At 71.2% G+C, this 24,634-nt stretch carries 23 protein-coding genes and 1 pseudogene; 18 read left to right on the top strand and 6 right to left on the bottom strand.

Annotation, left to right across the window (positions count from 1 at the left end; all coding sequences use genetic code 11):
• Positions 1-151 precede the first annotated feature (151 nt).
• The 10 genes from VF106_RS40635 to VF106_RS40590 all read left to right on the top strand — a co-directional run bounded on the left by VF106_RS40635 (position 152) and on the right by VF106_RS40590 (position 10,494).
• Entirely contained in the window at positions 152-1,483 is a 1,332-nt protein-coding gene (locus tag VF106_RS40635; protein WP_330845340.1) for an MSMEG_0569 family flavin-dependent oxidoreductase, read from the top strand.
• Positions 1,484-1,513: 30 nt separating this feature from the next.
• Positions 1,514-2,341, top strand: coding sequence for an amidohydrolase family protein (locus VF106_RS40630; RefSeq protein ID WP_330845339.1), 828 nt, complete (start codon positions 1,514-1,516; stop codon positions 2,339-2,341).
• Positions 2,342-2,359: 18 nt separating this feature from the next.
• Positions 2,360-2,872, top strand: coding sequence for an MSMEG_0572/Sll0783 family nitrogen starvation response protein (locus VF106_RS40625; RefSeq protein ID WP_330845338.1), 513 nt, complete (start codon positions 2,360-2,362; stop codon positions 2,870-2,872).
• 4 nt (positions 2,873-2,876) lie between these two features.
• Positions 2,877-3,932 (top strand): MSMEG_0568 family radical SAM protein, encoded by a 1,056-nt coding sequence (locus VF106_RS40620; RefSeq protein WP_330845337.1) that lies wholly within the window; start codon positions 2,877-2,879, stop codon positions 3,930-3,932.
• Between the two features lies 1 nt (position 3,933).
• Positions 3,934-5,328: an MSMEG_0567/sll0787 family protein gene (locus VF106_RS40615; RefSeq protein WP_330845336.1), complete on the top strand. Its 1,395-nt coding sequence runs from the start codon at positions 3,934-3,936 to the stop codon at positions 5,326-5,328.
• Complete coding sequence (locus tag VF106_RS40610) at positions 5,325-6,158, top strand: carbon-nitrogen hydrolase family protein (RefSeq protein WP_330845335.1); 834 nt, start codon at positions 5,325-5,327, stop codon at positions 6,156-6,158. The genes VF106_RS40615 and VF106_RS40610 overlap by 4 nt, the downstream gene beginning before the upstream one ends.
• A gap of 7 nt (positions 6,159-6,165) precedes the next feature.
• Complete coding sequence (locus VF106_RS40605; protein WP_330845334.1) at positions 6,166-6,999, top strand: carbon-nitrogen hydrolase family protein; 834 nt, start codon at positions 6,166-6,168, stop codon at positions 6,997-6,999.
• Entirely contained in the window at positions 6,996-8,108 is a 1,113-nt protein-coding gene (locus tag VF106_RS40600; protein WP_330845333.1) for an MSMEG_0565 family glycosyltransferase, read from the top strand. Before VF106_RS40605 ends, VF106_RS40600 begins: the two co-directional genes overlap by 4 nt.
• Positions 8,109-8,194: 86 nt before the next feature.
• A complete protein-coding gene (locus VF106_RS40595; RefSeq protein ID WP_330845332.1) occupies positions 8,195-9,973 on the top strand; it encodes a dihydroxy-acid dehydratase domain-containing protein in 1,779 nt (592 codons plus the stop codon).
• A gap of 182 nt (positions 9,974-10,155) precedes the next feature.
• Positions 10,156-10,494, top strand: coding sequence for a hypothetical protein (locus VF106_RS40590; RefSeq protein WP_330845331.1), 339 nt, complete (start codon positions 10,156-10,158; stop codon positions 10,492-10,494).
• 412 nt (positions 10,495-10,906) lie between these two features.
• Here the strand turns inward: VF106_RS40590 and VF106_RS40585 are convergent, their stop codons facing one another.
• Both VF106_RS40585 and VF106_RS40580 read right to left on the bottom strand, forming a co-directional pair.
• Positions 10,907-11,629, bottom strand: a complete 723-nt coding sequence (locus VF106_RS40585) for a CBS domain-containing protein (RefSeq protein WP_330845330.1) — start codon at positions 11,627-11,629, stop codon at positions 10,907-10,909.
• 115 nt (positions 11,630-11,744) lie between these two features.
• A complete protein-coding gene (locus tag VF106_RS40580; protein ID WP_330845329.1) occupies positions 11,745-12,434 on the bottom strand; it encodes an alpha/beta fold hydrolase in 690 nt (229 codons plus the stop codon).
• 414 nt (positions 12,435-12,848) lie between these two features.
• Here VF106_RS40580 and VF106_RS40575 point away from each other — a divergent pair, with 414 nt between their 5' ends.
• The 6 genes from VF106_RS40575 to VF106_RS40550 are packed head-to-tail and all read left to right on the top strand — an operon-like array spanning position 12,849 to position 20,593.
• Positions 12,849-16,259, top strand: a complete 3,411-nt coding sequence (locus VF106_RS40575; protein WP_330845328.1) for an ATP-binding protein — start codon at positions 12,849-12,851, stop codon at positions 16,257-16,259.
• A gap of 46 nt (positions 16,260-16,305) precedes the next feature.
• Positions 16,306-17,460 carry an MFS transporter gene (locus tag VF106_RS40570; protein WP_330845327.1) on the top strand — a complete coding sequence of 385 codons (1,155 nt, stop codon included), beginning with the start codon at positions 16,306-16,308 and terminating at the stop codon, positions 17,458-17,460.
• On the top strand, positions 17,457-19,349 hold the full coding sequence (locus VF106_RS40565; protein WP_330845326.1) for an FAD-dependent monooxygenase: 1,893 nt from the start codon (positions 17,457-17,459) through the stop codon (positions 19,347-19,349). The genes VF106_RS40570 and VF106_RS40565 overlap by 4 nt, the downstream gene beginning before the upstream one ends.
• Positions 19,346-20,152, top strand: a complete 807-nt coding sequence (locus tag VF106_RS40560) for a class I SAM-dependent methyltransferase (protein ID WP_330845325.1) — start codon at positions 19,346-19,348, stop codon at positions 20,150-20,152. Before VF106_RS40565 ends, VF106_RS40560 begins: the two co-directional genes overlap by 4 nt.
• Positions 20,153-20,186: 34 nt before the next feature.
• The gene (locus VF106_RS40555) at positions 20,187-20,318 is read left to right on the top strand and encodes a hypothetical protein (protein WP_330845324.1); all 132 of its coding nucleotides are present in this window, start codon (positions 20,187-20,189) and stop codon (positions 20,316-20,318) included.
• On the top strand, positions 20,315-20,593 hold the full coding sequence (locus tag VF106_RS40550) for a hypothetical protein (RefSeq protein ID WP_330845323.1): 279 nt from the start codon (positions 20,315-20,317) through the stop codon (positions 20,591-20,593). Before VF106_RS40555 ends, VF106_RS40550 begins: the two co-directional genes overlap by 4 nt.
• 38 nt (positions 20,594-20,631) lie before the next feature.
• Here VF106_RS40550 and VF106_RS40545 read toward each other — a convergent pair.
• The 4 genes and pseudogenes from VF106_RS40545 to VF106_RS40530 form a co-directional block, all read right to left on the bottom strand.
• Positions 20,632-21,369 (bottom strand): annotated as a pseudogene (locus VF106_RS40545) (aconitate hydratase); the annotation flags it as partial.
• 257 nt (positions 21,370-21,626) lie between these two features.
• Positions 21,627-22,238 carry a DUF4097 family beta strand repeat-containing protein gene (locus VF106_RS40540; protein WP_330845322.1) on the bottom strand — a complete coding sequence of 204 codons (612 nt, stop codon included), beginning with the start codon at positions 22,236-22,238 and terminating at the stop codon, positions 21,627-21,629.
• 266 nt (positions 22,239-22,504) lie between these two features.
• The gene (locus tag VF106_RS40535; RefSeq protein WP_330845321.1) at positions 22,505-23,143 is read right to left on the bottom strand and encodes a hemerythrin domain-containing protein; all 639 of its coding nucleotides are present in this window, start codon (positions 23,141-23,143) and stop codon (positions 22,505-22,507) included.
• 2 nt (positions 23,144-23,145) lie between these two features.
• Complete coding sequence (locus tag VF106_RS40530; protein ID WP_330845320.1) at positions 23,146-23,607, bottom strand: carboxymuconolactone decarboxylase family protein; 462 nt, start codon at positions 23,605-23,607, stop codon at positions 23,146-23,148.
• Positions 23,608-23,719: 112 nt separating this feature from the next.
• On the opposite strand from VF106_RS40530, the gene VF106_RS40525 reads away from it, so the two are divergent.
• The gene (locus tag VF106_RS40525; protein ID WP_330845319.1) at positions 23,720-24,208 is read left to right on the top strand and encodes a LysR family transcriptional regulator; all 489 of its coding nucleotides are present in this window, start codon (positions 23,720-23,722) and stop codon (positions 24,206-24,208) included.
• Complete coding sequence (locus tag VF106_RS40520; protein WP_330845366.1) at positions 24,091-24,633, top strand: LysR substrate-binding domain-containing protein; 543 nt, start codon at positions 24,091-24,093, stop codon at positions 24,631-24,633. The genes VF106_RS40525 and VF106_RS40520 overlap by 118 nt, the downstream gene beginning before the upstream one ends.
• Position 24,634 lies beyond the last annotated feature (1 nt).

Raw genomic sequence — 24,634 nt, 5'->3', positions numbered from 1 at the left:
AATGGGTTTCGCGGTCAGGTCCGCCAACGCTGCCGGAGTTTCTTCGGCCGTCTTCACCGAGAAACTCCGACAGAGGAGACGCGGTGCCCGAAATCCGGTTTCTCGTACGCCGGCCCGGCGGTTCCGGTCAACCGGTCGCGGGGTTCGAGCGATGACCGGGGAGTGGGAGGGCGTTCACCGGTCGGTGGTCGTCGTGGGTGGTGGCCAGGCGGGCCTGTCGATGAGTCACTGTCTCACCCGGACAGGTGTCGACCACGTCGTGTTCGAACGGGAGCGCGTCGGGTACGAGTGGCGGGAGCGGCGGTGGGACTCGTTCTGTCTCGTCACGCCGAACTGGCAGTGCCAGTTGCCTGGTTTCGGTTATCCGGGCGGAGATCCTGACGGGTTCATGCCGCGGGACGAGATCGTCGCCTACCTCGAGGACTACGCGAAGTCCTTCGACGTGCCCATTGCCGAAGGTGTCGCGGTGACCCGGTTGCGTCAACAGGCTGACGGCCGGTTCACGGTGACCACCTCGGCGGGCACGCTGACGGCGGACCAGATCGTGGTGGCAACGGGCCCGTACCAGACGCCGCGCGTGCCGCGTATCGCCGAACGGCTGCCCGACGACATCGTCCAGCTCCACTCCGCCGACTACCGCAACCCCGCGCGGCTGCCCGAAGGCGACATCCTGGTCGTGGGCACCGGGCAGTCCGGCTGCCAGATCGCGGAGGACCTTCACCTCGCGGGCAGGCGGGTGCACCTCGCGGTGGGCAGCGCGCCACGCGTGGCCCGGCGCTACCGGGGGCGCGACGTGGTGGCGTGGCTCGAGGACATGGGCTACTACCGCCGCGGCATCGACGAGTTCGCCGACGTCGACGCGGTGCGGTTCCGCGCCAACCACTATGTCACCGGCCGCGACGGGGGCCGGGACATCGACCTGCGTGCCTTCGCCCGCGACGGCATGCGGCTCTACGGCAGGCTCGTCGACGTCCGCGCCGGCACGCTGTACTTCGCCGCCGACCTGCGCGCCAACCTCGACGCGGCGGACGCCGTGTCCGAGTCCATCAAGGACTCGATCGACACCTGTCTGACCGCCAGGGGCATCGACGCGCCTGCCGAGAAGCGATATGACCCGGTGTGGCGTCCGGAGGTCGAGCCGAGGATCCTTGCCGCCGCGGAGATCGGGTCGGTCGTCTGGTGTACCGGGTTCGGCGCCGACTACCGGTGGATCGACCTCCCGGTGTTCGACGGTCGCGGTTACCCGACCCATCATCGCGGCGTGACGAGCTTTCCCGGTGTCTACTTCCTCGGTCTGCCGTGGCAGCACACGTGGGGCTCGGGCCGGTTCTGCGGTGTCGCCGCCGACGCCCAGTACCTGGCGGCGCGCATCGCCGAGTTCGGCCGCCGATCCTCCAGCGCGGAGGTGCGCTGGATCGCCGGCACGGCGACCTCGACCTACCCCCGCGACGACGACTGGGTCGCCCCACGCACCGTCGCGTGACATCTCCTGCCGTGAGAACGGAATTCCCCCATGGCCAGAAAAGGACTGTCCGACGCGCATCGGCACCTCGGTGTACTGCCCGCGTTTCCTTTCTACGGCGGGCCGCCGGTGCGCCCGGATGTCACGGCGCGCGCCACGATCGAGGACCTGATCGCCGACCTCGACGCGGAAGGCACCGAGCGCGCGCTGGTGATCCCGAACTACGGCGTGCCCGACCCCGACATCGCGTTCTCGTTCAACGAACTCTGCGTCGAGGCCGCGTCGCGCGACGACCGGATCCGCGCCGCACTGTGGGTGTCACCACTGCCGCGTGACCGGGAGCGCACCGACAAGGCACTCACGCTCGCCGGCGAGGAAGGCGTGCGGGCGCTCAAGCTCAGCTTCCTGCTCGGCGGGCGGCCCACCGAGCAGGACTGCCGTCCCGGTCTCGACCGGATCTTCGCCGTGGCACGGCAGCGGAACCTCGTCGTCCACGTGCACACCTCGCCGGGCGCTGCGTCGGACATCGACGAGGTCGGGCACCTGGTCGACTGGTACGGCGACCACGTCGCGGTGCACCTGGTGCACTTCGGCGGCGGCATGAGCGGACACATCAAGCTCGCGGGCAGCCGGTTCTTCGACTGGATCGCGGCGGGCAAACGCGTGTACACCGACCTCTCCTGGGCCATCGGGTTCACGCCGCGATGGCTCGCCGAGGAGGTCTCGCGCCGCGGCATCGGGCACGACCGGATCCTCTTCGCCTCCGACCAACCCTGGGGCGACCACGCCGGCGAGTACGCGCGGCTGGCCGCCGTCGCCGGCGACGGCGAACTCGCCGACCTCGTCTTCCGCGACACCTTCGCGGAGCTCTACGACTGAAATCGAAGGAGACAGACCATGACCGACCTGACCGAGCTCGAATCACAGAGCCTGAACGAGATCCCGCACCCGTCGCTGCCCGAGGGCTCGAACCTCTACGGCGGCACCAAGGTCTTCCCCGACTACCAGGCCGAGGAGGGCCAGTCCTACTTCACGCTCGTCCACGGCATCGCCCACGAGTCGTCGGTGAGCTTCGTGGCGATCCTGCAGGCCACCCGCGCACTGAGGAAGGGCTTCGAGTCCGCGATCTACTTCTACGGGCCCGGCGCGATGAACTGCATGGCCACCCGAGGTTTCCCCACCACCGGCAACTCGGCGTTCCCCGGCGAGCACAACATCAACGACCAGCTCAAGACGTTCATCAAGGAAGGTGGCAAGGTCTACTGCTGCCGCTTCGGGCTCTCGTTGCACGGCCTGCGCGAGGAGGACCTGATCGAGGGTGTCATCCCGACGCACCCGCTCGACGTCCAGGACGCGCTCATTCACTACGCCCGCAAGGGCGCGATCATCAACTCCACCTACATGTGGTGACCGAATGTCCGTAGTAGACATTCGAGCTGACCTGGCCGTGCGCGGCGTCAACCTGGCCGCGCCGGTCACCCGTCACAAGGGTGCCGGCCCGAGCGACGACGGGCATCTCGTCGTGGACGGCGCCAACGCGGCGATCCCGCTCGACCCCGAGAGCCCGTACACGGTCAGGGACGGACGTGTCCACAAAGGAACGCTCGACCTTGGCCTGTCCGTGGAAGCGGTGCGGCGGCCGCGGTTCTACGACCTCGAGACCGCGGACGGCATCCCCTATCGGCAGATCGCGCTGCTGCACGGCAAGGACGTCCTGGCCTCCACGGTGGTGCAGACGTGTGTCCGCTACGCCGAGGACCAGCGGTGCCGGTTCTGCGCGATCGAGGAGTCATTGCGGGCCGGCGCCACCGTCGCCGCGAAGACCCCGGCCCAACTCGCCGAGGTGGCCGAGGCCGCGGTGCGGCTGGACGGGGTGCGGCAGATGGTGCTCACGACCGGCACGACCAAGGGTCCAGACCGTGGCGCGAAAACCCTGGCGCGCTGCGTTCGAGCCGTGCTGGCGGCGGTTCCCGGGCTGCCGGTCCAGGTGCAGATCGAGCCGCCGGGTGACCTGGGTGTGCTGGCCGAGCTGAAGGAGGCCGGCGCGACTTCGATCGGCATTCACGTCGAGTCGCTCGACGACGACGTGCGAAAGCACTGGCTGCCCGGCAAGTCCACCGTGCCGCTGGCCGAGTACGAGGCCGCGTGGGACGAGGCGGTCCGTGTCTTCGGCTGGAACCAGGTGTCCACGTACCTGCTCATCGGTCTCGGCGAGGATCCCGACGACCTCGTCGCCGGAGCGGCCCGGCTGATCGAGCGGGGCGTGTACCCGTTCGTCGTGCCGATGCGCCCGATGCTCGGCACGCTCGCCCGCCGCGACGGGGCGGTGGCGCCACCCGCGTCGCTCGTGGCGGACGTCACGCGGCGCGTCGGTCAACTGCTGCACGCGGCGGGCATGCGTGGCGCCGACCAGCAGGCGGGCTGCGCGGCATGCGGTGCGTGCAGCGTGCTCTCGACGGCAGGAGGCTGAGATGACGATGGCCGACGTGCTGGTACTGCTGGGCGACACCGCGAGTGTCGCCCGCGGGCCGGCGTTCACCATCGAGGTCGCCGAGGACGCGGCGACGCTCGCCGCCTACCACCGGCTCCGCCATGCTGTCTTCGTCGAGCAGCAAGGGCTCTTCCCGCGCCACGACCTCGACGAGCGAGACGACGACCCACGCACGGTCGTCCTCGTGGCCCGCGACGCCGGTGGCACGGTCCTCGGCGGTGTCCGGCTCGGCCCGGTCACTGGCGGCGTGGACCTCGGCTGGTGGCAGGGTGGGCGGCTGGTCGTCGACCCTGCTTACCGGTCGACGCACCGCGTGGGCTCCGCGCTGGTCGACGCCGCCTGCGTGCACGCGGAAAGCGCTGGCGTGCTCCGGTTCGAGGCGACCGTGCAGGCGAGCAACGAGCGGTTCTTCGCGCGCCTGGGCTGGGAAGCCGTGGGGCCGGTGACGGTCGCGGGCACGCCGCACGTCCTCATGCGCAAGCCGATCCGGCGGATCGCGGCGCTGGCGGCCGCCACGAAGAGCGCGCTCGGCCCGCTGCTCACCGGGCTCCCCGGCGTGCCGGGGTTCGTCGGCGACGACGGCGTTCCCGTACCGGGCAGTGATCTGGTCGCGGCCTGCGACGCGATCGTGCCGTCCATGGTGGAGCGTGACCCGGAGTGGGCGGGCTGGTGCTCGGTACTGGTCAACGTCAACGACCTGGCGGCAATGGGTGCCACGCCGGTCGGACTGCTGGACGCGCTCGGTGCCCGCGACGCCTCCTTCGCCAGCCGCGTGCTCGCCGGTCTGCGGAAGGCGAGCGAGGCCTACGCCGTGCCGGTGCTGGGCGGTCACACGCAGCTCGGCGTGCCCGCCGCGCTGGCGGTCACCGCGCTCGGCCGTACCCGTCACCCCGTGCCAGGGGGCGGAGGCCGACCCGGCCACACCGTACGGTTGACCGCCGACCTCGGCGGTCGCTGGCGGCGTGGTTACACGGGCCGCCAGTGGGACTCGACGACAAGCCGCACGCCGGGTGAGCTGCGCACCATGCTGGCCTCGGTCGGTGCTGTGCGGCCCGCCGCCGCGAAGGACGTCTCGATGGCCGGTGTCGCGGGCACGCTCGGCATGCTCGCCGAGGCCAGCGGGTGCGGCGCGATCCTCGACGTCGCCGCCGTGCCGCGCCCGGCACACGCGACCGTGGGCGACTGGCTGACCTGCTTCCCCGGCTTCGCGATGCTCACGGCGGACGCGCCGGCAGCGCCGGTGCCGCCCGCCGGGCCCGCGGTGACGGCGGACTGCGGCGAACTCGTCGCCGGCGGCGGGGTGTGGTTGCGCTGGCCGGACGGCGCACTGACAGAGGTCGTCCCCGCCGGGGTGACCGGATTGGGACGGGCATGAGCGTCGTGCGGATGGCCGCGGTGGCAGCACCGTTCGACCGCGACCTCGACGCGGACCTGGCGCGGATCGAGAAGCTGGTCGCGCAGGCACGTGCCGAGGGCGTTGGCCTGCTCGCGTTACCCGAGGCGGCACTCGGCGGCTATCTGGCCAATCTGGACGGTGGCGCCGATGGCCCGCCGCCGCTTCGCCTGGACGGCCCGGAGATCGCGCGAGTGGCCGCGCTGGCTGGTGACATGGTCGTGGTCGCGGGCTACTGCGAGGACGCGGGGGAGCGGCTCTACAACAGCGCGGTCTGCGTCACCGGGGACGGTGTGCTCGGCAACCACCGCAAGGTGCACCAGCCGCTGTCGGAGGACGCGAACTACGGCGCGGGTGCCGAGTTCACGGCGTTCGACACGCCGGTCGGCAGGCTCGGCATGATGATCTGTTACGACAAGGCGTTCCCCGAGTCCGCGCGGGCACTCGCGCTGGACGGCGCGGAGATCATCGTCTGCGTGTCCGCGTGGCCGGGCAGCCGCACCAACGCCGCCGCCGACCTCGCCGAGGACCGCTGGAAGCGCCGGTTCGACCTGTTCGACCGGGCAAGGGCACTGGAGAACCAGGTGGTGTGGGTGTCGGCGAACCAGTCCGGCACGTTCGGCGACCTACGCTTCGTGGCCAGCGCCAAGATCGTCGAGCCGGGCGGGGAGATCATCGCCGACACCGGTGTGGCAGAAGGCGTCGCGATCGCGGAGCTGGACGTCACGGCGGCACTGGAGACCGCACGGCGGTCGATGGGCCACCTCCGTGACCGCAGGCCCGAGGCGTACCCACCACATTGGACGGGATGATGCGCCCATGTCTCCAACACGGATCGCGGTTGTGGCTGCGCACTTCGGGCGTGACCTCGACTTCGACCTGCAGCGCATCGGCACGTTGATCGAGCACGCTCGTCAGGACGGCGCACAGCTGCTGGTGTTGCCGGACGCCGCGCTCGGCGGGTACCTCGCCGACCTGCGGCAGCCCGACCCGGACGCGCTGCCGCCCGCGCTCGAGCGTGACCACCCGCTGCTCGCGAAGGTGGCGGCGCTGGCGGGGGAGATGGTCGTGTGTGTCGGCTACTGCGAGCTGGACGGCGACAAGCGGTTCAACGCGGCGGTGTGCGTACACGGTGACGGTGTGCTGGGCAGGCACCGCAAGGTGCACCAACCGCTGGGCGAGGCCGCGGTCTACGCGCCGGGTGACTCCTTCGCGGCGTTCGACACCCCGGTAGGGCGGATCGGCATGCTCATCGACTACGACAAGACCTTCCCGGAGTCCGCGCGGAGCCTCGCCGTCGACGGTGCGGACATCATCGCGTGCCTGTCCGCCTGGCCGACGAGCATCACCAACCGTTCGCCCCGCATGGCACAGGACCGGCAGTCGCGGTTGTTCGACCTCTACGACTGCGCCCGCGCAGCCGAGAACCAGGTGGTGCTCGCGTCGTCGAACCAGACCGGCACGATGGGCGGGATGCGGTTCCTCGGCCAGGCCAAGGTCGTCGGCCCAGGCGGCGACATCCTCGCCCGCACGTGGTCGAAGGCGGGCATCGCGGTGGCGGAACTGGATGTCGCCGCCGAGATCGCGACCGCACGCCGCGTGCTGCACCACCTCACCGAGCTCAAGCCGGAGACCTACCGGAGCACCTCGTGACGCGCATCGCTCTCCTCACCTATTCCACCCGCCCACGCGGTGGCGTCGTGCACACCCTCGCGCTGGCCGAGGCACTCGCGAAACTCGGCGAGGACGTCCACGTCTGGACCCTGGGCCGCGGCGGCGACACGACCTTCTTCCGACCGGTCGACCCTGCCGTCACGGTGCACACGGTGCCCTTCCACGCCGCCGAGGACGAGCCCGTCGGCGAACGCATCGTCCGGTCCATAGCGGTGTTGCGTGAAGCCTTCTCGCTGGCGAGGACGGACTACGACATCGTCCACGCACAGGACTGCATCAGCGCCAACGCCGCGCTCCCGTGCCTGCGGACCATCCACCACCTCGACGACTTCACCACCCCGGAACTCGCGAGGTGCCACGAACGAGCCGTCGTCGAGCCGACCGCCCGCATCTGCGTGTCGGCGTCGGTAGCCGACGAGGTCAACAGGCGTTGGGGCCTCACACCGACCGTCATCCCCAACGGCGTGGACGCTGCCCGCTTCGCCGCGGCGGCCGACGACGCCGCCGGCCGAGAACGGTGGCGGGCCGAACTCGGCCGCTATGTCCTCGCGCTGGGCGGAATCGAGCCACGCAAGGGATCCATCGACCTGCTGGAGGCATTCGCCCTCCTGCGGGGCCACCACCCCGACCTGCGACTGGTGATCGGCGGCGGGGAAACGCTCTTCGACTACCGCGAGTACCGCGCGGCTTTCGAGGCCCGTGCGGCCGAGCTGGGAGTCGAGCCGGTGATCACCGGCGTTCTCGAGGAAGACGCGCTGCCCGCGCTGGTCGCGGAGGCGTCCGCGCTGGCGATGGTGTCCACGAAGGAGGGATTCGGACTCGCGGCGATGGAGGCACTGGCCGCCGGAGTGCCCGTGGTCGCACGTGACCTCCCGGTACTACGAGAGGTCTTCGCGGGGGCCGGCGGTTCCGTCGCGTTCGCCGCGGATGTCCACGACATCGCGACGGCTATGGATCGCATGCTCACCCGTCGACCCGAGCCGACCGCGGGCCGCCTGCTCGCGGCGACCTACACCTGGCGCCGCGCCGCCATCGCTCACCGCGACTTCTACACCCACTCACCCGCCGTGCCGACGTGGTCGGCGTGACACGAGGTGGGTGCGCCCGAGCCCGCACTGACGCCCGGCCTGATAATCGGGAGGCTGGCGACGGTACCGGACGAGGGGATGGGTGGATGAGCGAGTCGAGCGGCCAGGAGGTGTGGCGGCCTGGTCAGGACTGTCAGGCGGTGGCCACGGCGCGGGTGTTGGGGCAGGACGTCGACAAAATCCACGGGATGCCGTGGGGTGTGGTCGGGACGCTGGGTGACAGCGTCTGCTACATCGGCGTGAACGAGAAGGTCGAGGCCATCCAGGCGGCCATGGGCCGCCGGATCGCCGAGCGTGACCTGCCGGTGCGGCTGCTGGCGCCCAACTACTCGGGCGGGATCTCCGACGGCCAGCGCAACGGCACGCCGCAGATGCGCTACTCGTTGATCGGCCGGGAGACCACCAACGACGGCCTGTCGCTGCACTTCGAGGGCAGCGACATTCGGGGTGTGATCGCGGTGGTGGCGTGTGACAAGCCGCCGGTCGGCACCACCGCGGCGGTCCTGGAGCGCAACGTCCCGGCGGTCGTGCTCTCCGACGGCTCCATCCGCCCTGGCACGGACCCGCTGACCGGCGAGACGATCGACCTGGTCAGCTGCTTCCAGGTCGCGGGCGACCCGGACACCGAGAAGCGTGAGCGCTGGGCGCGTAACGCCTGTCCCGGGTACGGCAGCTGCGGGGGCATGTTCACGTACAACACCATGCAGTCGTTCATCGCGATGCTGGGGCTGGAGCCGCTGCACATGGTGTCGCCGGCGTCGGAGGACCCGCGGCGGGTCGAGGTGTTCCCCGAGCAGCTCGTGGACTGCCTGGAGATCATGACCCAGCGGGGGATCACTCCCCGTGACCTGGCCACCCCGGCCGCGTTCCGCAACGCCACGATCGTGGCCATCGCGATGGGCGGCTCGACCAACGTCGTCCTGCACGCACCGGAGATCGCTCGCGGTGCCGGGATCGACTTCTGGACCGAGGTCATGTCCCAGCAGGAGTTCAACAAGCTCTCCCGGGACGTGCCGGTGCTGGTCAACGCCCGTCCGTTCGGGAAGTACAGCATGGTCGACATCGACGCGGTCGGTGGCCTGCCGGTGATCGTCAAGGAACTCCTCGGCCACGGCGTCCTCGACGGCTCGACCCTGACCTGCACGGGCGAGACGCTGTCCGAGCAGATCGCCCGGCTCGACCCGCCAGCGCCGGACGGTGAGGTCGTCTTCGGCGTGGCGGGCCCCTTCAAACCGACGGGTGGACTTCGCCTGCTCGCGGGCAACATCGCCCCGAACGGTGGCGCGGTGATCAAGCTGGCCGGTGTCGAGGCCGGCCTCGTGGACAACCGCTTCGTCGGGCGGGCACGGGTGTTCGACAGCGAGCAGGACCTGCTGGCGGCGCTCATCGACACCCCGGACGTGTTCACCGACCAGGACATGGTCGTCATCCGCTACGAGGGCCCGCGTGGCGCGCCCGGTATGCCCGAGATGCTGGACCCGACCTCCCGCATCACCGCCCTGTGCCGCCAGAAGGGCATCGCCGTCGCGCTGATGACCGACGCACGCTTCTCCGGTGGTTCGGTCGGCCTGGTCATCGGTCACGTCGGGCCGGAGGCGGCACTGGGCGGCCCGATCGCCCTGATCGAGGACGGCGACACGATCACCGTGGACATCGACCACGACACCCTCGACTGCGCTGAGCTGGCCGATCCGGCGACGTTCGCGGCGCGGCAGAAGCGCTGGCAGGACGAGGCCGCGGCAAACGGTGGCGAGCATCCGCGCGTGCGCCCGGTGACGACCAGGCTGCTTCGCCGCATGCGTGCCGTCGCCGCCACCGCGCTCGAAGGGGCCGGAATGGCCACGCCTGCCGGACCCCTGAGCTGACCCGACTGTCCAGGGATGGGCGACGAGCCGCGTCGTCCACAGACGGGAACACGAAGTCGTCGCGGCCGGCGATCACCGGGGGCGGTGATGTGGATGGTCACGCCCTTCTGAGGGTGCCCGGCAGGTAGTCGACGGTGTCCTCGGTCCGGCGAACAGGGCTGTGCGGCAGCGGGGGCGCCGAGATGGGCGCCCCAGCCGACGCGCAGGATCAGGTGGGGGTGGGTGGTGCCGTCGAGGACCTGGTCGCGGATGGTGGCGCGGGTGTCGGTGATCTCGAGCGGTTGCGACAGCGGGCAGGTCGCGAGCCCGAGGTCGGTGGCCGTCAGCAGCGCGGCACTAGCCGCTTCACCTGCACGCAGCAGCGATACCGGGTCGTCCTGCTGGGTGGCGAGCACGAGCAGCTCACCGCCGTCCTGCTCGCCCCGGCCGGTCGGTGCGTTGGCGAGCGACCCTCGGGGGAAGGCGCGCATCGCGGTGTCGTCGTGCCGCACCGGTGCGACGGGAGTGCTGGCGTTGAGTAGGCCGTCCTGGGCGGCGTAGCCGCGCCCGCTCCACGCGGCCAGCTCCACCTGGTAGTCGGGGTTGGCTGCCTGCTTGCGTTGCCGCGAGATCGATGGCGCGGGTGAGCTGCCACCGGGTGGCGCTGTCGGTGACCGGCACCAGCAGTGCACCGGCTTGGGCTGCTTCGCGGACCATGACGTCGAGGTGGTCGGCCGGCACCTCCCCAGGAGGTGAAGCGGCGGCGGTCCGTGCGGCGTCGGGGGATCGTGCCGGCGAGCGCGACAGCAGGTCCCTGCCCTCGGGGTCGGTCGCCGCCAGCTGATGGGTGCGTCGGCGATCAGGTGCGCCGAGTTGTCACCGATCACACCGACGGTGCGCGGTTGGCGAGTTCGATCGCGGCGAGCATCGTGTTGTGGTCCGGCTTGGTGGTGGTCATGACTGGACGCGGGGCGGTCGGGTGATGTCGACCGTCATGCCTTCGGGGATGTGTTCGTGGGTGTCGTCGTGGCGGTAGGTCAGCGAGGCGATGACGTCGACCACGCCGTCGATGTGGCGGGTCATGTCCTCGACCAGGGACAGCTGGCTTCTCAGAGCGAGCTGTCCGGTGAGGGTGACCTCGCCGTCCCGGACCTCGACACTGATCGTGGCCGGGTTGACCGCGATGCCGATGCCGTGTTCGAAGACCCGTTCGACGATGTCGTCTCGGATGTCCTCGTCCTTGCGGAGGAACACGGTCAGCACGTCCCTGCGGCTGACGATGCCGACCAGCTTGCCGTCGGGGTCGATGACTGGCAGGCGTTTCACGTTGTGCTGGGTCATCAGCCGGGCCGCGCCTGCCACGGTTGCGTTGTCCGGCACCGTGATCGCGGGCTTACTCATCAGCTGGCCGGCGGTGACCGCGACGGCGCGGCGGATGTTGCGCCTGCCTCGCCACCAACTCGCCAGTGAGCGGGTGAACTCGATTTCCTGTGTCCCCTGCTTGATCAGCAGGTCCGCCTCCGACACCACGCCCAGCACACGCCGGTCGTCGTCGACGACCGGCACGGCACTCACGTCCCGCTGGGACAGTGCGCGGACCACGTCCTTGAACGGAGTGCCCTCGCGCACAGTGGCGACATCGGTGCTCATGACGTTCTTGACCTTCTGGTGGCTCATCGCTTTCCTCCTTGGCCACCAACAGCATGCGTCGTGCCCGCCGGCCGTCGCTGCGGTCCGACGGTCCTCGACAACCGGGACTTCCGTCCCTGTGTTCACGCCCGCGTGTCGTGTCTCAGAGACCGTTCATGATCGTGGCGATCTTGTCCGGCACGGTCACCATCGCCATGTGCCCCGCGTCGATCGTGACGACGCCCGCGCCGATGCGTTCGGCGGACTTGGTCTGCAGTTCCGGGGGATAGCAGTGGTCGTTGGACAGGTGGATGTAGGTGCGGGGGATGGGTAGCCGGTAGCCGCTCAGGTCCACGGTTTCGGTCAGTAGTGCGGCGGCGTCGTCGACGACACGGTCGAGGATGAACGCGGACTGGTCGTTGTCGGCGTCGTTGCACAGCATCGCTCGCGCTGCCTCTTCGCCGACCGAGTAGATGCCGCCAGCGATGGCGGCTTCGACCGCGGTCCGGACGTCCGGGTCGATCTGGTCGAGCACGCGGGTGCGGTCCTCGGGGACGACGGCGGACAACAGCACAACGTGCCGGATCCGTTCGGGTATCAGGGTCATCACCAGCGGCACCGTGACGCCGCCGAAGGAGTGGCCGACCAGGACGACGTCGGTGAGGTCGTGTCGCTCGATGTCGGCGACCACGGCCTTGGCGCAGTCCGCGAGGGTGACGGTACGGAGGTCGGTCTCCGCTCGGCCGCCGCGGCCAGGCAGGTCGACGGCGAGGACCTCGTCGTCGAGCAGCGGGGTGAGTGTGTCCCAGCAGTTTGCGCCCAACGTGGCGCCATGGATGAGCACGAACGGCATGGCGGTTCTCCTTCGCGGCAACGTCGCCAGTGCCGTAGGTTAACTGAATTCATCTCAGTTGGACAGTCATGTGTCCGAAGCACGCCATGTCATGTGGATGGTTGAGCTAGATCCACGAATCGACTTGAGTTCAGCTCACGGCCGGCAGGAGGCTGATCAGGTCGCCGCGAACATCTGGGCCGCGTTGCCGGTCGGGTCGAGATGGATCCGGTAGCCCTGGTTCCGGGTGCGGGGTGTCGGGTCCTGCTCGTAGACGACCTCGAGCCCGGCGTGGTGCAGCGCCTGCGCGAGCGCCAGGCCACCGCCACCGGCGACGAGAATCCTTGTGGTTCGGGCATTCCACTGCGTCCACCTGCGACACGCACTCCGCGACCGAGCACGCCGTTTCCGGTTCCGAACGCGTACTTTTCACTGGTGACGCCCGGACTGCGGCTCGGCATCCTCGGCCCGCTCGAGGCGGTGGCCGACGGAGTCCAGCTCGACCTCGGCGGCCCGAAGCAGCGTGAGCTCATCGCCGTGCTGGCACTGAACCTCGGCAGGGTCGTCCCGGCCGGGCGGCTGATCGACGCGCTCTGGGGTCCGACGCCACCGGCCGCCGCCGAGGTCACGTTGCGCACCCACGTGTCCCACCTGCGCAAGCGGCTACTGGCGTACGCGGAGGCGCTCGTCACCGAGCGCCCGGGCTACCGGCTGCGACTGGCCCCCGAGCAGGTCGACGCGTACCGGTTCGAGCGGACCGCCGGGCTGGGGCAGGAGTCCCTCGGCCTCGGTGACCCGCAGCGGGCGGCGGGCCTGCTGCGGGAAGCGCTCGCCCAGTGGCGCGGGCCGGTGCTGGAGGACCTCGGGTACCCCGAGTTCGCCGCGGCCGAGACCGCCCGGCTCGACGAGCTACGCCTGGTGGCCCTGGAGGGCCGGATCGAGGCCGATCTCGCGCTGGGCCGGCACCAGGAGGTGATCTCCGAGCTCGAGGCGCTGGTCGCGGACCACCCTTACCGGGAACGCTTCTGTGGCCAGCTGATGCTCGCGCTGTACCGGTCGGGCAGGCAGGTGGACGCGCTCACGGTGTACGCCGCGGCGCGGCAGCGGCTCGCCGACGAGCTCGGACTGGACCCGGGACCGGCGCTCGCGGAGCTGGAGACCGCGATCCTGCGCCACGACCCCACGCTCGCACCGCGCGCGGACCATGCCGCGCGTCCCGCGGGCACTCCGGCGGTCGCCCCGCCGGACGCGTTGCTGTCCGTGGCCCGTCGGGTGCGGCTCGTGGGACGGTCCGCGGAGCTCGGCCGGCTGCTGGACCTGTGGCGGGCGGTTCGCGACGGCGACCGGCGGGTCGTGGTGGTCTCCGGCGAGGCCGGGGTCGGCAAGACCCGGCTCGTCGCCGAGTTCGCCCACCTCGTCGCCGCGGACCCGGCGGTGGTCCTGGTCGGGCGCTGCGATCACGCGACGGCGGTGCCCTACCAGCCGGTCGCCGACGCGCTGCGGTCCAGTGTGGACGCCGCGGCCGTGCTCGCCGGCGCGCCCGAGGCCGTCCGGGACCGGCTAGCCGCCCTGCTCGACCTGCCGGCCGAGTCACGGGCCGACGCACGGGCCGAGGACCGGGAGGCCGTGTTCGGCGCGGTCGGGTGGGTGCTCGCGCGGCTCGCGGCCCTCGCCCCGGTGGCCGTGGTGGTGGAGGAGGCCGAACGCGTCGACCGGGCGAGCGCGCTGCTGCTCGGGCACCTGATCAGACACCTGCCCGGGCACGTGCTCGTCGCTGTGTGCTTCCGCGACCCGCCCGGCGGCAGGCACGGCCCGCTGCTGGAGCTGCTCGCCGAGATCGGGGGACGCGGCGTCGCGGAGCGGCTCGACCTGCGCCCACTGTCCGAAGAGGACCTCGGGGCGCTGGTGGCCGAGCTGATCGCCACCGATCCGCCCGAGGGGTTCGTCCGGCAGCTGTGGCACAACACCGGCGGAAACCCGCTCTACGCCACGGAAGTCGTCCGCGACCTCGACTCCCGTGGGGAGCTGGGCGGCCACGGCTGGCCGGTGCCCGCCGGTGTGCGGGACATCCTGCGGCACCGGCTGCGCGGCCTGCCGGAGCGGACCCAGGACGTCGTCGGCCGCGCCGCGGTGCTCGGCCGTGAGGTGGAGTTCTCCTTGCTGCTGCGGCTCGCCGACGAGTCGGAGGACGACCTGATCGACGCGGTCGAGGACGCGGTCGGCGCTGGCTTCCTCGTGGTGTCGGGCAGCTCGTGGACGGTCAGCTACGCGTTCCCCCACGACCTGATGCGCGACGCGGTGTACGCCGACCTGCCCGTCCCGCGACGCCGACGCCTCCACGTGCGGGCCGCGACGGCGCTGCTGGAGTCGGAGCGGTCGAGCGACGTGGTCACCGCGGCGGTGCACCTGCGCGCCGCCGGCCCAGCGGCGGATCCCGTGCAGGCGGCGGAAATCAGCCTCCGGGCCGCCGACGAGGCACGGCGGCTCTACGCGTGGGACGCGGCCATCGCCCACGCCGAGGCCGCGGTCGGCCTGCTCACCAACGCGAACGCGCCCCCGGGCCGGCTGGCGGACGCGGAGGTGCGGGCGGCCATGCTCCGGATCAGGTCGAGCATCGGCTACCGCGACGCCGTCCGGCTCCTCGAGTCGGCGCTCGAGCACACCCAGGACGACAGCGCGGCCGCGTCGGTGCACGGCCGCATCGGGGGTGCGCTGTCCACCCACCACTCGGTGATGGACATCCCGCGCGCGATCGAGCACTTCACCGCCGCGCGCCGGCTGCGCGAGGACGGCGGCCCCGACTTCCAGATGCTCCGGGGCCTCGCCCAGGCGGCCATGTACGGGCTGCGAACAGACCTGCTCGGGACGGCCTCGGCGGACGCCATGGCGCTGGCCGAGGAGCTGGACAGGCGAGACCTCGGCGTGCTCGCGGCGTGGGGTCGCGGCTGGTTCGCGTTCAACCGCGGCGAGCTGGCCGAGGCGGCAGCCGCGTTCGAGCGGGGGTGGGCGGCCGCACACGCGCTCGGCGACGCGTACCTGAGCTGGGGGGCGGTGAACGCGGCCGCACTGTGCGCGACCGAGTACCTGCTCGATCCCGGCGCGGGCAGGATGTGGTGCCGCCGCGGCCTGACCCAGGCCCGCTTCGACACGTTCAGGTTCCCGCACGACACCGTCGTCGACCAGCTCGTGCTCGCCGCGGCGGCCATGGGTGAGCTGCGGGTTGCCCTACGCGCTGCGGAGCCCCTGCCCGCCGATGCCGTGAGCAGGCGGTTCCTGCTGCTCCTCGACGGCGAGTGGGAACGCGCGGAACAGGCGTGGGCCGCGGCGCTCGCGGCCGACGAGTCCGCCGGGGACCGGCACGACGCCGTGCTCAACGCGTGCTGGCTGGCCGGTGCCCGCCTGCTGCTCGACGATCGGGACGGCGCGCTCACCGCACTCGGGCAGGCCCTGGCCCTCGCTGTCGACGGCCCCCAGGTGCCGGCCGAGCTGCTCGTCCGGGCCGAGCTGGCTCGCGTCCACGCCACGGGCGGGGAGGCCGATACGGCCGCCGAACACCTGTCCCGCTGCGACGAGATCCTCGCCGGCGGCGAGGACTGGCGCGGCCGGCTGGGTGCGGTCGAACTCGCTCGTGGTGCCCTGGCCGCCGCCCGTGGGCGGCCTGGCGAGTCCGATGCCGCCCACGAGAACGCGGTGCGCGTCTTCACCGAGCTCCGGCTGCCGTGGCGGCGGGCGCTGGCCCTGCGCGACTGGGCACGGGTGAGCGACGACCCGGCCCCGAGGCTGCGCGCCGCCGCCGAGGTCCTCGACGAGATCGGCGCCGCTGGCCGGTGGCGCGACCTGCTTTAACGGCACTTGCACGGATCTTCAACACCGGCCGCCGATCGTGAACGCCATGACCAGTAGCAACAACGGACTCACGATGAAGTCTCCCACCGCCACCCTGTTCGGGTGCCTGTTCGCCGGACAGTCCGGCCTCCTCGTCCTGACCCCGGTGCTGTCCGACGTCGCCCGGGACTTCGGGGTCTCGACCGCGGCCGCCGGCCAGCTCCGGTCGGTCTCCGGCGCTGTCGCCGCGCTCGTGGCGCTCGGCCTGCTCGCCGGCCGGCGTCGCTGGAACCTGCGCGACCTACTGGCCGCCGGGCTCACGTCGATCGCGATCGCGTCCGTGGCCAGCGCGGTCGCGCCGACCTTCGAGGTTCTCGCCACCGCGCAGGTCATCCTCGGCGCCGGCATGGCGTTGGTCCTCGCCGCCGGCCTGGCCGCGCCCGCGCGGTGGGCCGAGGACGGCGAGCGCGCCACTGTGCTGGCCTGGGCACTGAACGGTCAGCCCGCCGCATGGGTCGTGGGTATGCCGATCGTCGGCGTACTCGGCGCACACAGCTGGCGGCTGATCTGGTTGCTCCCTCTCGTGGCCAGCGCGGTCGCGCTCACCGGGGTCCGTGCCCGCGGGCGCGACGAACCAGAACCGGCCGCCGTCGGCTCGCCACTGCGGCGGCCCGGCGTGGCACGCTGGGCCGCCGCGGAGCTGCTGGCCTTCGCCGGCTGGGCGGGCGTCCTCGTCTACACCGGGAGCCTGGTCACCGACGCCCACGGGGTGTCGGTCACCACGGCCGGGGCGGCACTGGGCGCTGGCGCGGCCGCGTACATCGTGGGCACTCTCGTCGCCCGGCGCTGGGTTGCGGTGGCCGCGCACCGCCTGGTGCTGACCACGAGTCCGGCCCTGTCCGCCGCGGCATTGCTGCTCGGCTCGGTCCGGCCCTCCTTCGGGGTGTCGGTCGCGCTGTTCACCCTGACCGCGTTGATCGCCGGGATGCGGATGATGGCCGGCAGCTCCCTCGGGCTCGACCTCGGCGCCGCTCCCTTGCAGGCGATGAGCGTGCGTGCGGCCGCCGTGCAGTTCGGGTACTTCGGCGGCAGCGCGCTGGGCGGCCTCGGCCTCACCCTGGCCGGGTGGTCCGGGCTCGGCGCCGTCCTGGCCATCCTGCTGCTGCTGTCGGTCGGGATCACCGTGGCCCCCCAGGTCCGCGCGAAGGTTGGTGTGCGATGAGCGAGCGATACGACGCGATCATCGTTGGGGCCCGCGTCGCGGGAGCGACCCTCGCGACCCTGCTGGCCAGGGCCGGGCGGCGCGTGCTCCTCGTGGACCGTGACCGGTTCCCCAGCGACACCGTCTCCACGCACATGATGTTCCCGGACACCCTGCACCGTCTGGACGAGCTCGGCGTTCTGCGCCGACTACAGGCCGAGCACCGTATCCCGTTCGTCCACTTCGGCTGGCGGGTGCACGGGCACCAGGTCGGCGGCGACTTCACCCCGGTGGGCCGGTTCGACCGCGGCGCCTGCGTGCGGCGGATCGTGCTGGACGCCGCGCTGGTCGACACGGCACGCGAGGCCGGCGCGCAGACCCTGTTCGGCCACCAGGTGCGCGACCTGATCGGCAGCGACCCGGTGCGCGGGGTCGTCCTGGACACCGGGGAACGCGTCGAGGCGCGGTGGGTGTTCGGCGCGGACGGTCGCATGTCGACGGTCGCACGGCGCCTGCACCTGCCCGCGTCGCGGGAAAGCCGGGGCGAGATGGCCTTCCTCATGGCGTACTGGCGCGGGTTGCCCGCGTCCGAGTGGTGCCACATCGACATGCACGAGCGGGCGGCGCTGATGTCGGTGCCGTGCGAGGACGGCATCCACCTGCTTTCGGTCGCCGGACCACCGGAGATCACGCGTGGCTCCGCCGAGGTCCGCGAGCAGCGCTACCGCGACGGGCTGCGGCAGTTCCCCGCGGTGTTCAACCCGAGGCTGCTCGACGACGCGTCGCGGATCTCGCCGCTGATCGTGGTGCCCGAGACGATGATGCGCGGCTATTACCGCCAGGCGGCGGGTCCCGGCTGGGCGCTGCTCGGCGACGCGGGCCACTTCAAGCACCCCGTCACCGCGCAGGGCATCGGGGACGCCGTGCAGCAGGCGTGGTACCTCGCCGCGGCGTTGAGCGACGGCGACGATCTCGGCGGCTACCAGCGGTGGCGCGACTCCCGGGCCGCCGAGCACTACGACTTCTCCTACCGGCTGGCCCGCTTCGGTACCACCGCGGCGACCACCCACTACGCCGGGCTCGCGGCCGATCCCGTCGCGGGGCAGGGCTTCCTGGACACGTTCACCAAGCGGCGCCGCCCGTCGGAGGTGTTCACGCCGGACCGGGTCGCCCGCTGGGGCGCCGCCGGCGCGTACGAGGACGGGCGGCGCCAGGTGCGGTCCCTGGTCGAGGACCTCGATCCGGTCATGCTCGGGACCGTGGTACCCGCGTGTCCGGAGTGGACGGTCAAGGACCTCGTGGCCCACCTGACCGGCATCGCCGAGGACTCCGTGCGCGGCACGTACTTCGCGGACGCGATGGACGCCTGGCGCGATCCCCGTCTCGCCGCGGCACGAGACCGCTGGACCGCAGGCCAGGTCGCCGCACGTGCCGGACTCGACGTCCCGGCCCTGCTGCGCGAGTTCGACGAGCACAGCAGTGCGCTGGTCGGCATGCTGCGGCGCGGCACCGGGGCCGCGGCCGACACGCCGGCCTGGCTCGTCGCCGCGGCCGCCGCGGACCTGTCAGTGCACCTCGACGACCTGCGCGAGGCGCTCGACCTGCCGCCGGATCCGTCGTCGCCCGTGGCGCGGTTCGGGTTCGCGATGTACCGGCAGTGGCTGCACGCCCGGATCGTCGCCCGTGGGCTGCCCGCGCTGCGGTTGCGCGGCGAGGGGCGGGAGTGGGTGCTGGGCCACGGTTCGCCGGGCGCCACGGTCACCGCCGACCGCCACGAGCTCTTCCGCACGATCACGGGGCGCCGCGACGCCGACCGCGTCCGCGACCACGGCGTCCCCGACTCCTACCTGCGGATCATCTCTCCCTATCCGATGCCAGAAAGGCACGACAAGAAGGAAGTAACACAATGAGTACCGCCCTTTCGTTCGACGAGATCAAGACCAAGCAGCACAAGGTGTGGAGCAGCGGCGACTACGGCAGGATCGCCTGGGTCACCGTCCCGCTGGCCGAGACCCTCGTCGAGGCCGCCGACCTCCGCCCCGGCGCGCGGGTGCTGGACGTGGCGACCGGCACCGGGCACGTCGCGATCGCCGCCGCCCGCCGGTTCTGCGACGTCACCGGCATCGACTACGTCCCCGACCTGGTCGACGCCGCGCGCCGGCGCGCGGCCGCCGAGGACCTGGACATCGACTTCCTGGTGGCCGACGCGGAGAACCTGCCGTTCGAGGACGACAGCTTCGACTACGTGTTCTCGGCCATCGGCGTCATGTTCACCGCGGACCACCAGCGCGCCGCCGACGAACTCGTGCGGGTGTGCCGGCCGGGCGGCCGCATCGCGATCGCGAGCTGGACACCGGCCGGCTTCGTCGGCCAGTTGCTGAAGACCGTCTCCCGGCACGCGCCGCCCCCAGCGGGGGCCCTACCCCCCACCCGCTGGGGCGACGAGGAGGCCGTGCGTTCACTCCTGGCCGGCCACGCGGTCTCGACGACCACGACGACGGTCACCCAGCGCTTCCCGTCCGAGGAGCACTTCGCCGACTTCTTCCTCACCCACTACGGCCCGACCCACGCCGCGGCGGCCCGCCTGGACGAGGTGGCCCAACGCGCCCTCCGCGAGGACATGATCACCCTCGCCACGGCGTCGAACGTCTCCGCGAGAGACACCCTTCGCAGCGAATGGGAGTACCTGGTCGCGGTGACCGACAAACCCTGACCCCGATGCTCCAGCCCGCCGACATGGAATCCCCATGTCGGCGGGCATGTCCTGCCGTTTGCACTGGACCAGGCGCACCTTGCGGGGAGCGATGGTCGCCATCCTGCTCACCCACGGCTACTCCGCGGTGCGGCCGATCCCGTATCTCAGCGGCGTCGGGCCGTGATGTCGGCTGCTCGCAACTACCTGTCCTCCCTCAACGGCGAACTGGCCGGAACCGGCGTCTACGCGGGCACCCTGGCCATCGCCTCCGTCGGCGGCAGCGAACTGGCCGAGGCCGCCGCCCAGCCCGATATCCCTGCGGAGCTGCCCGGCGGTGTCGAGATTCCCACCGTCGACCCGGACGACCTCGCCGAGCACTACTGGGACATGTACACCCGGCGCGACCGCGTCGAACAGATCTGTCCCGAGTCGCTGGTAGCGCAGGCAGTCACCGCGTAGCCGCCGAACCACCCGCCAGCAGGGACCGGATCTTGGTCTCAGGTCAGCAGATCGCGGAGGACGTAGTTCATGATTCCGCCGTGCTGGTAGTAGGCGGCTTCCCGGGTGGTGTCGAGTCGGACGATGAGCTCGAACTCGGTGTCGGCCGCCCGCGCGGTGACCCGGTCGGGGAGGGCGGTCAGGCCGGTGACGGTGACTGGTTCGTCGCCGGTGAGGCCGAGGGTGTCGGCGTTCTGACCGGGGAGGAACTCGAGGGGGAGGATGCCCATGCCGATGAGGTTGGAGCGGTGGATGCGTTCGAACGACTCGGCGATGACGGCACGGACGCCCAGCAGTGCGGGTCCTTTGGCGGCCCAGTCGCGGGAGGAGCCGGTGCCGTATTCCTTGCCGGCGAGGACGATCAGTGGCACGCCTGCGTCGCGGTAGGCGGTGGCGGCGTCATAGATCGTGGTGATGGTGCCGTCGGGGGCCCGCGTGTAGCCGCCTTCGGTGCCGGGTGCGAGCTGGTTGCGGAGCCGGACGTTGGCGAAGGTGCCACGCATCATGACCTCGTGGTTGCCTCGGCGGGAGGCGTAGGTGTTCAGCTCCCGGACCCCGAGGGAGCACAGGTACCGGCCGGCCGGTACGCCGGGCGGGATGGCGCCGGCGGGGGAGATGTGGTCGGTGGTGACGGAGTCGCCGAGTTTGACCAGGACGCGGGCGTCGCGGATGTCGCTGACCGGTGCGGGGTCGCGGCTCATACTGTCGAGATAGGGCGGTCGGCGGACGTAGGTCGTGGAACTAACAGCCACGGCGGACGGACCCCAGTGCGTGACCGCGCTGGGGCCCGTTCGGTTGTCACTCCGCACAAGGAGGACCACTCGCCACGACAACGACGGGACGACCGTGGCCGTGGTTGCTCGCGCAGTCGGGGCGAGCGGGTCGGCGCAGGAGTTGTTCCGCGGCCTGGTAGTCCTGAATGGTGCTCACTCGTTTCGTCTTCCTCAGAGGCTGCGGGCGGTGATGTCGCCGGAGGCGGTGGTCGCGTGGATGTTCAGTTCGGCGGTGCCGTCGGTGTTCTTGAGCGTGTTGTCGATCCGGCCGTACGTGGTGCCGGCGTCCAGGGCGGCGGAAACTCCGGCGGCGGCGCCGACACGTCGCCGGCCTGGGTGCGCAGCACGACCGTGCCGCGCACGGCCTCGGCGATCCGGATGTCGCCCTTTCCGGTGCTGATCTCCGCGGGGCCGCCCAGACGCCCCACCGACACGTCACCGGCGTCGGTGGTGAGGCGGACGCTCGCGGCCTCGTCGAGATTGATCGAGCCGTGCGAAGCCTCGAAGGTGACCTCGCCGAACCGGCCGACGCCCCGGAGTTCGACGCTGGCCGCCTTCGCCTCGACGCGGGAACCGGTGGGCAGCTGGACCGTCACCTGGACGGAACCGGAGGGGCCGAGGATCTGGTTCTTCGCATGGGCCTCGATCCGCAGCACGCCGTCGCCGTATTCGACCGTCGTCTGCTCCGCCACCTTCACATCGCGGCCCTTGTCGGCGTCCTCGGGTAGGACCTCGACCGTGGTGTCGGCCTGGTCGGCGGCGACGAACCGGACGCGCCCCGCGGGGATGTCAAGGAAGACGGCGATCGGGTTGGGGGTGTCGAACTTCCGCATCGTGCTTTGCTCCTGTGCTGGTTGTTTGCTGACGCTGGTAAACGCATGGACCTGGCTCCATCAGGGCGGCCGTGGTCGCGCCAACCCGTTGCCCTCGGCCTTGACCAACACGCCGGTCGTCTCCCGCGGTTCGGGAACCGGCACCACCGGGTCGGGTGTTCGTGAACCCATGTCTCCTCCATCACTTTCTGGTGTTTCGCCGCGGATCACGGCGCGACGAGGTGACCGCGCCGCTCGTCGGCGCGGTAGTGGGTGACCGCTCGCGGTCAGGCGGTGTTCGGGCTCCAGCGGTCCAGGGCCGCGAAGGCCGGTCGCCACCGGGTGGTGTACTCGGTGCGGCCGGACGCGGGCAGTACCGCGAGCACGGTCGCCGCTGTCTGCTCGGTCGCGCCGTCCAGCAGCCACGGCAGGACGCGGGCGATGTCCGGGGCGATCCGCTGGGCGTGGACCTCTCCGAAATGGGCCCACTGCGCAGGGGTGGTGAAGGCCTGGACCAGCGGCAGCGCCTGGTCCTCCTCATGCTTCAGGTGCCCGGCCAAACCGGTGGCCAGCGAGTCGGTGAGATCTCCCAACCGGTCCAGGCCGGTCTCCGGAGTGGTCAGGAGGTCCTCGATCATCGCGACGACATCGGCGATGGCGGCGTGTTCGGCCTCGATCGCCTCCAGCAGCGCCAACTCGTCCGGCCGGTCGGCCAGGGTGCGGCGCAGCGCCGGCCACAGCGTGTCGTCCTCGGCGCTGTGGTGGACCCGCAGGCACGTGGTGAACAGGGCCCAACCGGCGGCGGTATGCAGAACGCGGTAGGGATCTCCGTCGACGCGTGTGGTGACCCGGGCAAGCTGCACCAGCTCTCGCCGCAGAGCGTCGTGCATCGCGTACATCGAGGTCATGTCGAGTCTGCCGTTCATGCTCAGCCCCATGCGCTGCTCGCGGGCTCGCGGACGGCGGCATTGAGTCGATTGACCAGATTGGTCACACCGATCAACAGGATCAGTGCCGAGATCTGCCGTTCGTCGAAGTGGTCGGCCACCTCGTCCCACAGCTCGTCGGGCACCGCCTCGCCGGACCGGTCGGCCAGCCGGGTGACCATCTCGGTCAGCGCCAGCGCCGCCCGCTCCGCGCCGGTGAAGAACGGCGCCTCCCGCCACGCGCCAACGCCCGCTATTCGCTCCGCACTCTCCCCGGCCTTGACCAGGTTCTGGCTGTGTGTGTGCACGCACGCGGAACACCCGTTGATCTGGCTGACCCGCAGGCCGACGATCTCCCGCAGCCCTTCGGCAATCCCACCAAAGTGGACGGCCCGCAGGATCGAGCCGATGCCCGTCATCCCGTCGGGCAGCACGAGAGCAGGGTTCTTCATCCGTGCTCGCATGATTGGTTCCTTCCCCAGGGCCGGGTTGGTGCTACGCCAACCCTCCCGCGACGCACCGAACGGATCAACGCCAACTTCACCGGCCCATCGATAACATGGTGGTTATGAGGCGATGGGGGCACGGGTGGAACTGCGGGACATCGAGATCTTCCTGATCCTCGCCGAGGAACTCCACTTCGGACGCACCGCCGAACGACTGCACATCTCCCAGGCCAGGGTCAGCCAGGCGATCAAGGCGCAGGAACGGCGCATCGGCGCGCCGCTGTTCCACCGCACCAGCCGCCGAGTACGCCTCACCCCGATCGGTGAGCAACTCCACCGGGACCTGAGCGCCGGATACCAGCAGATCATGACGGGCGTCGCCGCGGCGACCGCCGCCGCGAGCGGACATCACGGCCACCTGACCCTCGGCAGCATGGGACCGCAACCCTGGGCGATCAACCAGGTCATCGACCTGTTCCAAACCAGAACCCAGCCGTGCGGCTGCACTACCGGGAGATCCAGCCGACCGCGCCCCTCGAACCAATCCACTCGGGGGAGGTGGACATCGGACTGGTCTGGCTACCAGTCCGCGACCCCGACCTCACCGTCGGCCCGGTGACCCACTCCTCCGCGGTACTGCTCATGGTCGACGCCAAACACCCACTCGCCGAACGCGAATCAGTGTGTCTGGAGGACTTCGGCGACTGCACCGTCCTGGCCGGCACCGCGGTTCCCGACTACATGGAGGAGACCTTCAACCCCTTCCACACCCCCGCGGGACGCCCGGTCCCCCGTGGTCAGAAGGTGTCCACCTGGCACGAGGAGATGACGGCGGTGGCCGCGGGCCAGGCCGTCACCGCGGTCGCCGTCGAGGCCGCCCAGTTCTACCCATGGCCCAACATCGTCTACATTCCCATCCGCGACGCCCCACCGTGTCAGTGGGCCCTGGTCTGGCGCACCAGCGCCGGAAACCCGCTGGTGCACGCCTTCGCCGAGGCGGCCCGAGACGCGGACATCGGAGCGACACGTGACACGACGAGCTGAC

Origin of the sequence: Actinophytocola sp., assembly GCF_036378875.1 — a bacterium.
GTDB lineage: Bacteria > Actinomycetota > Actinomycetes > Mycobacteriales > Pseudonocardiaceae > Actinophytocola.
Note: the sequence above shows the minus strand (reverse complement) of the source record. Positions and strands in the feature narration are given on the sequence as shown.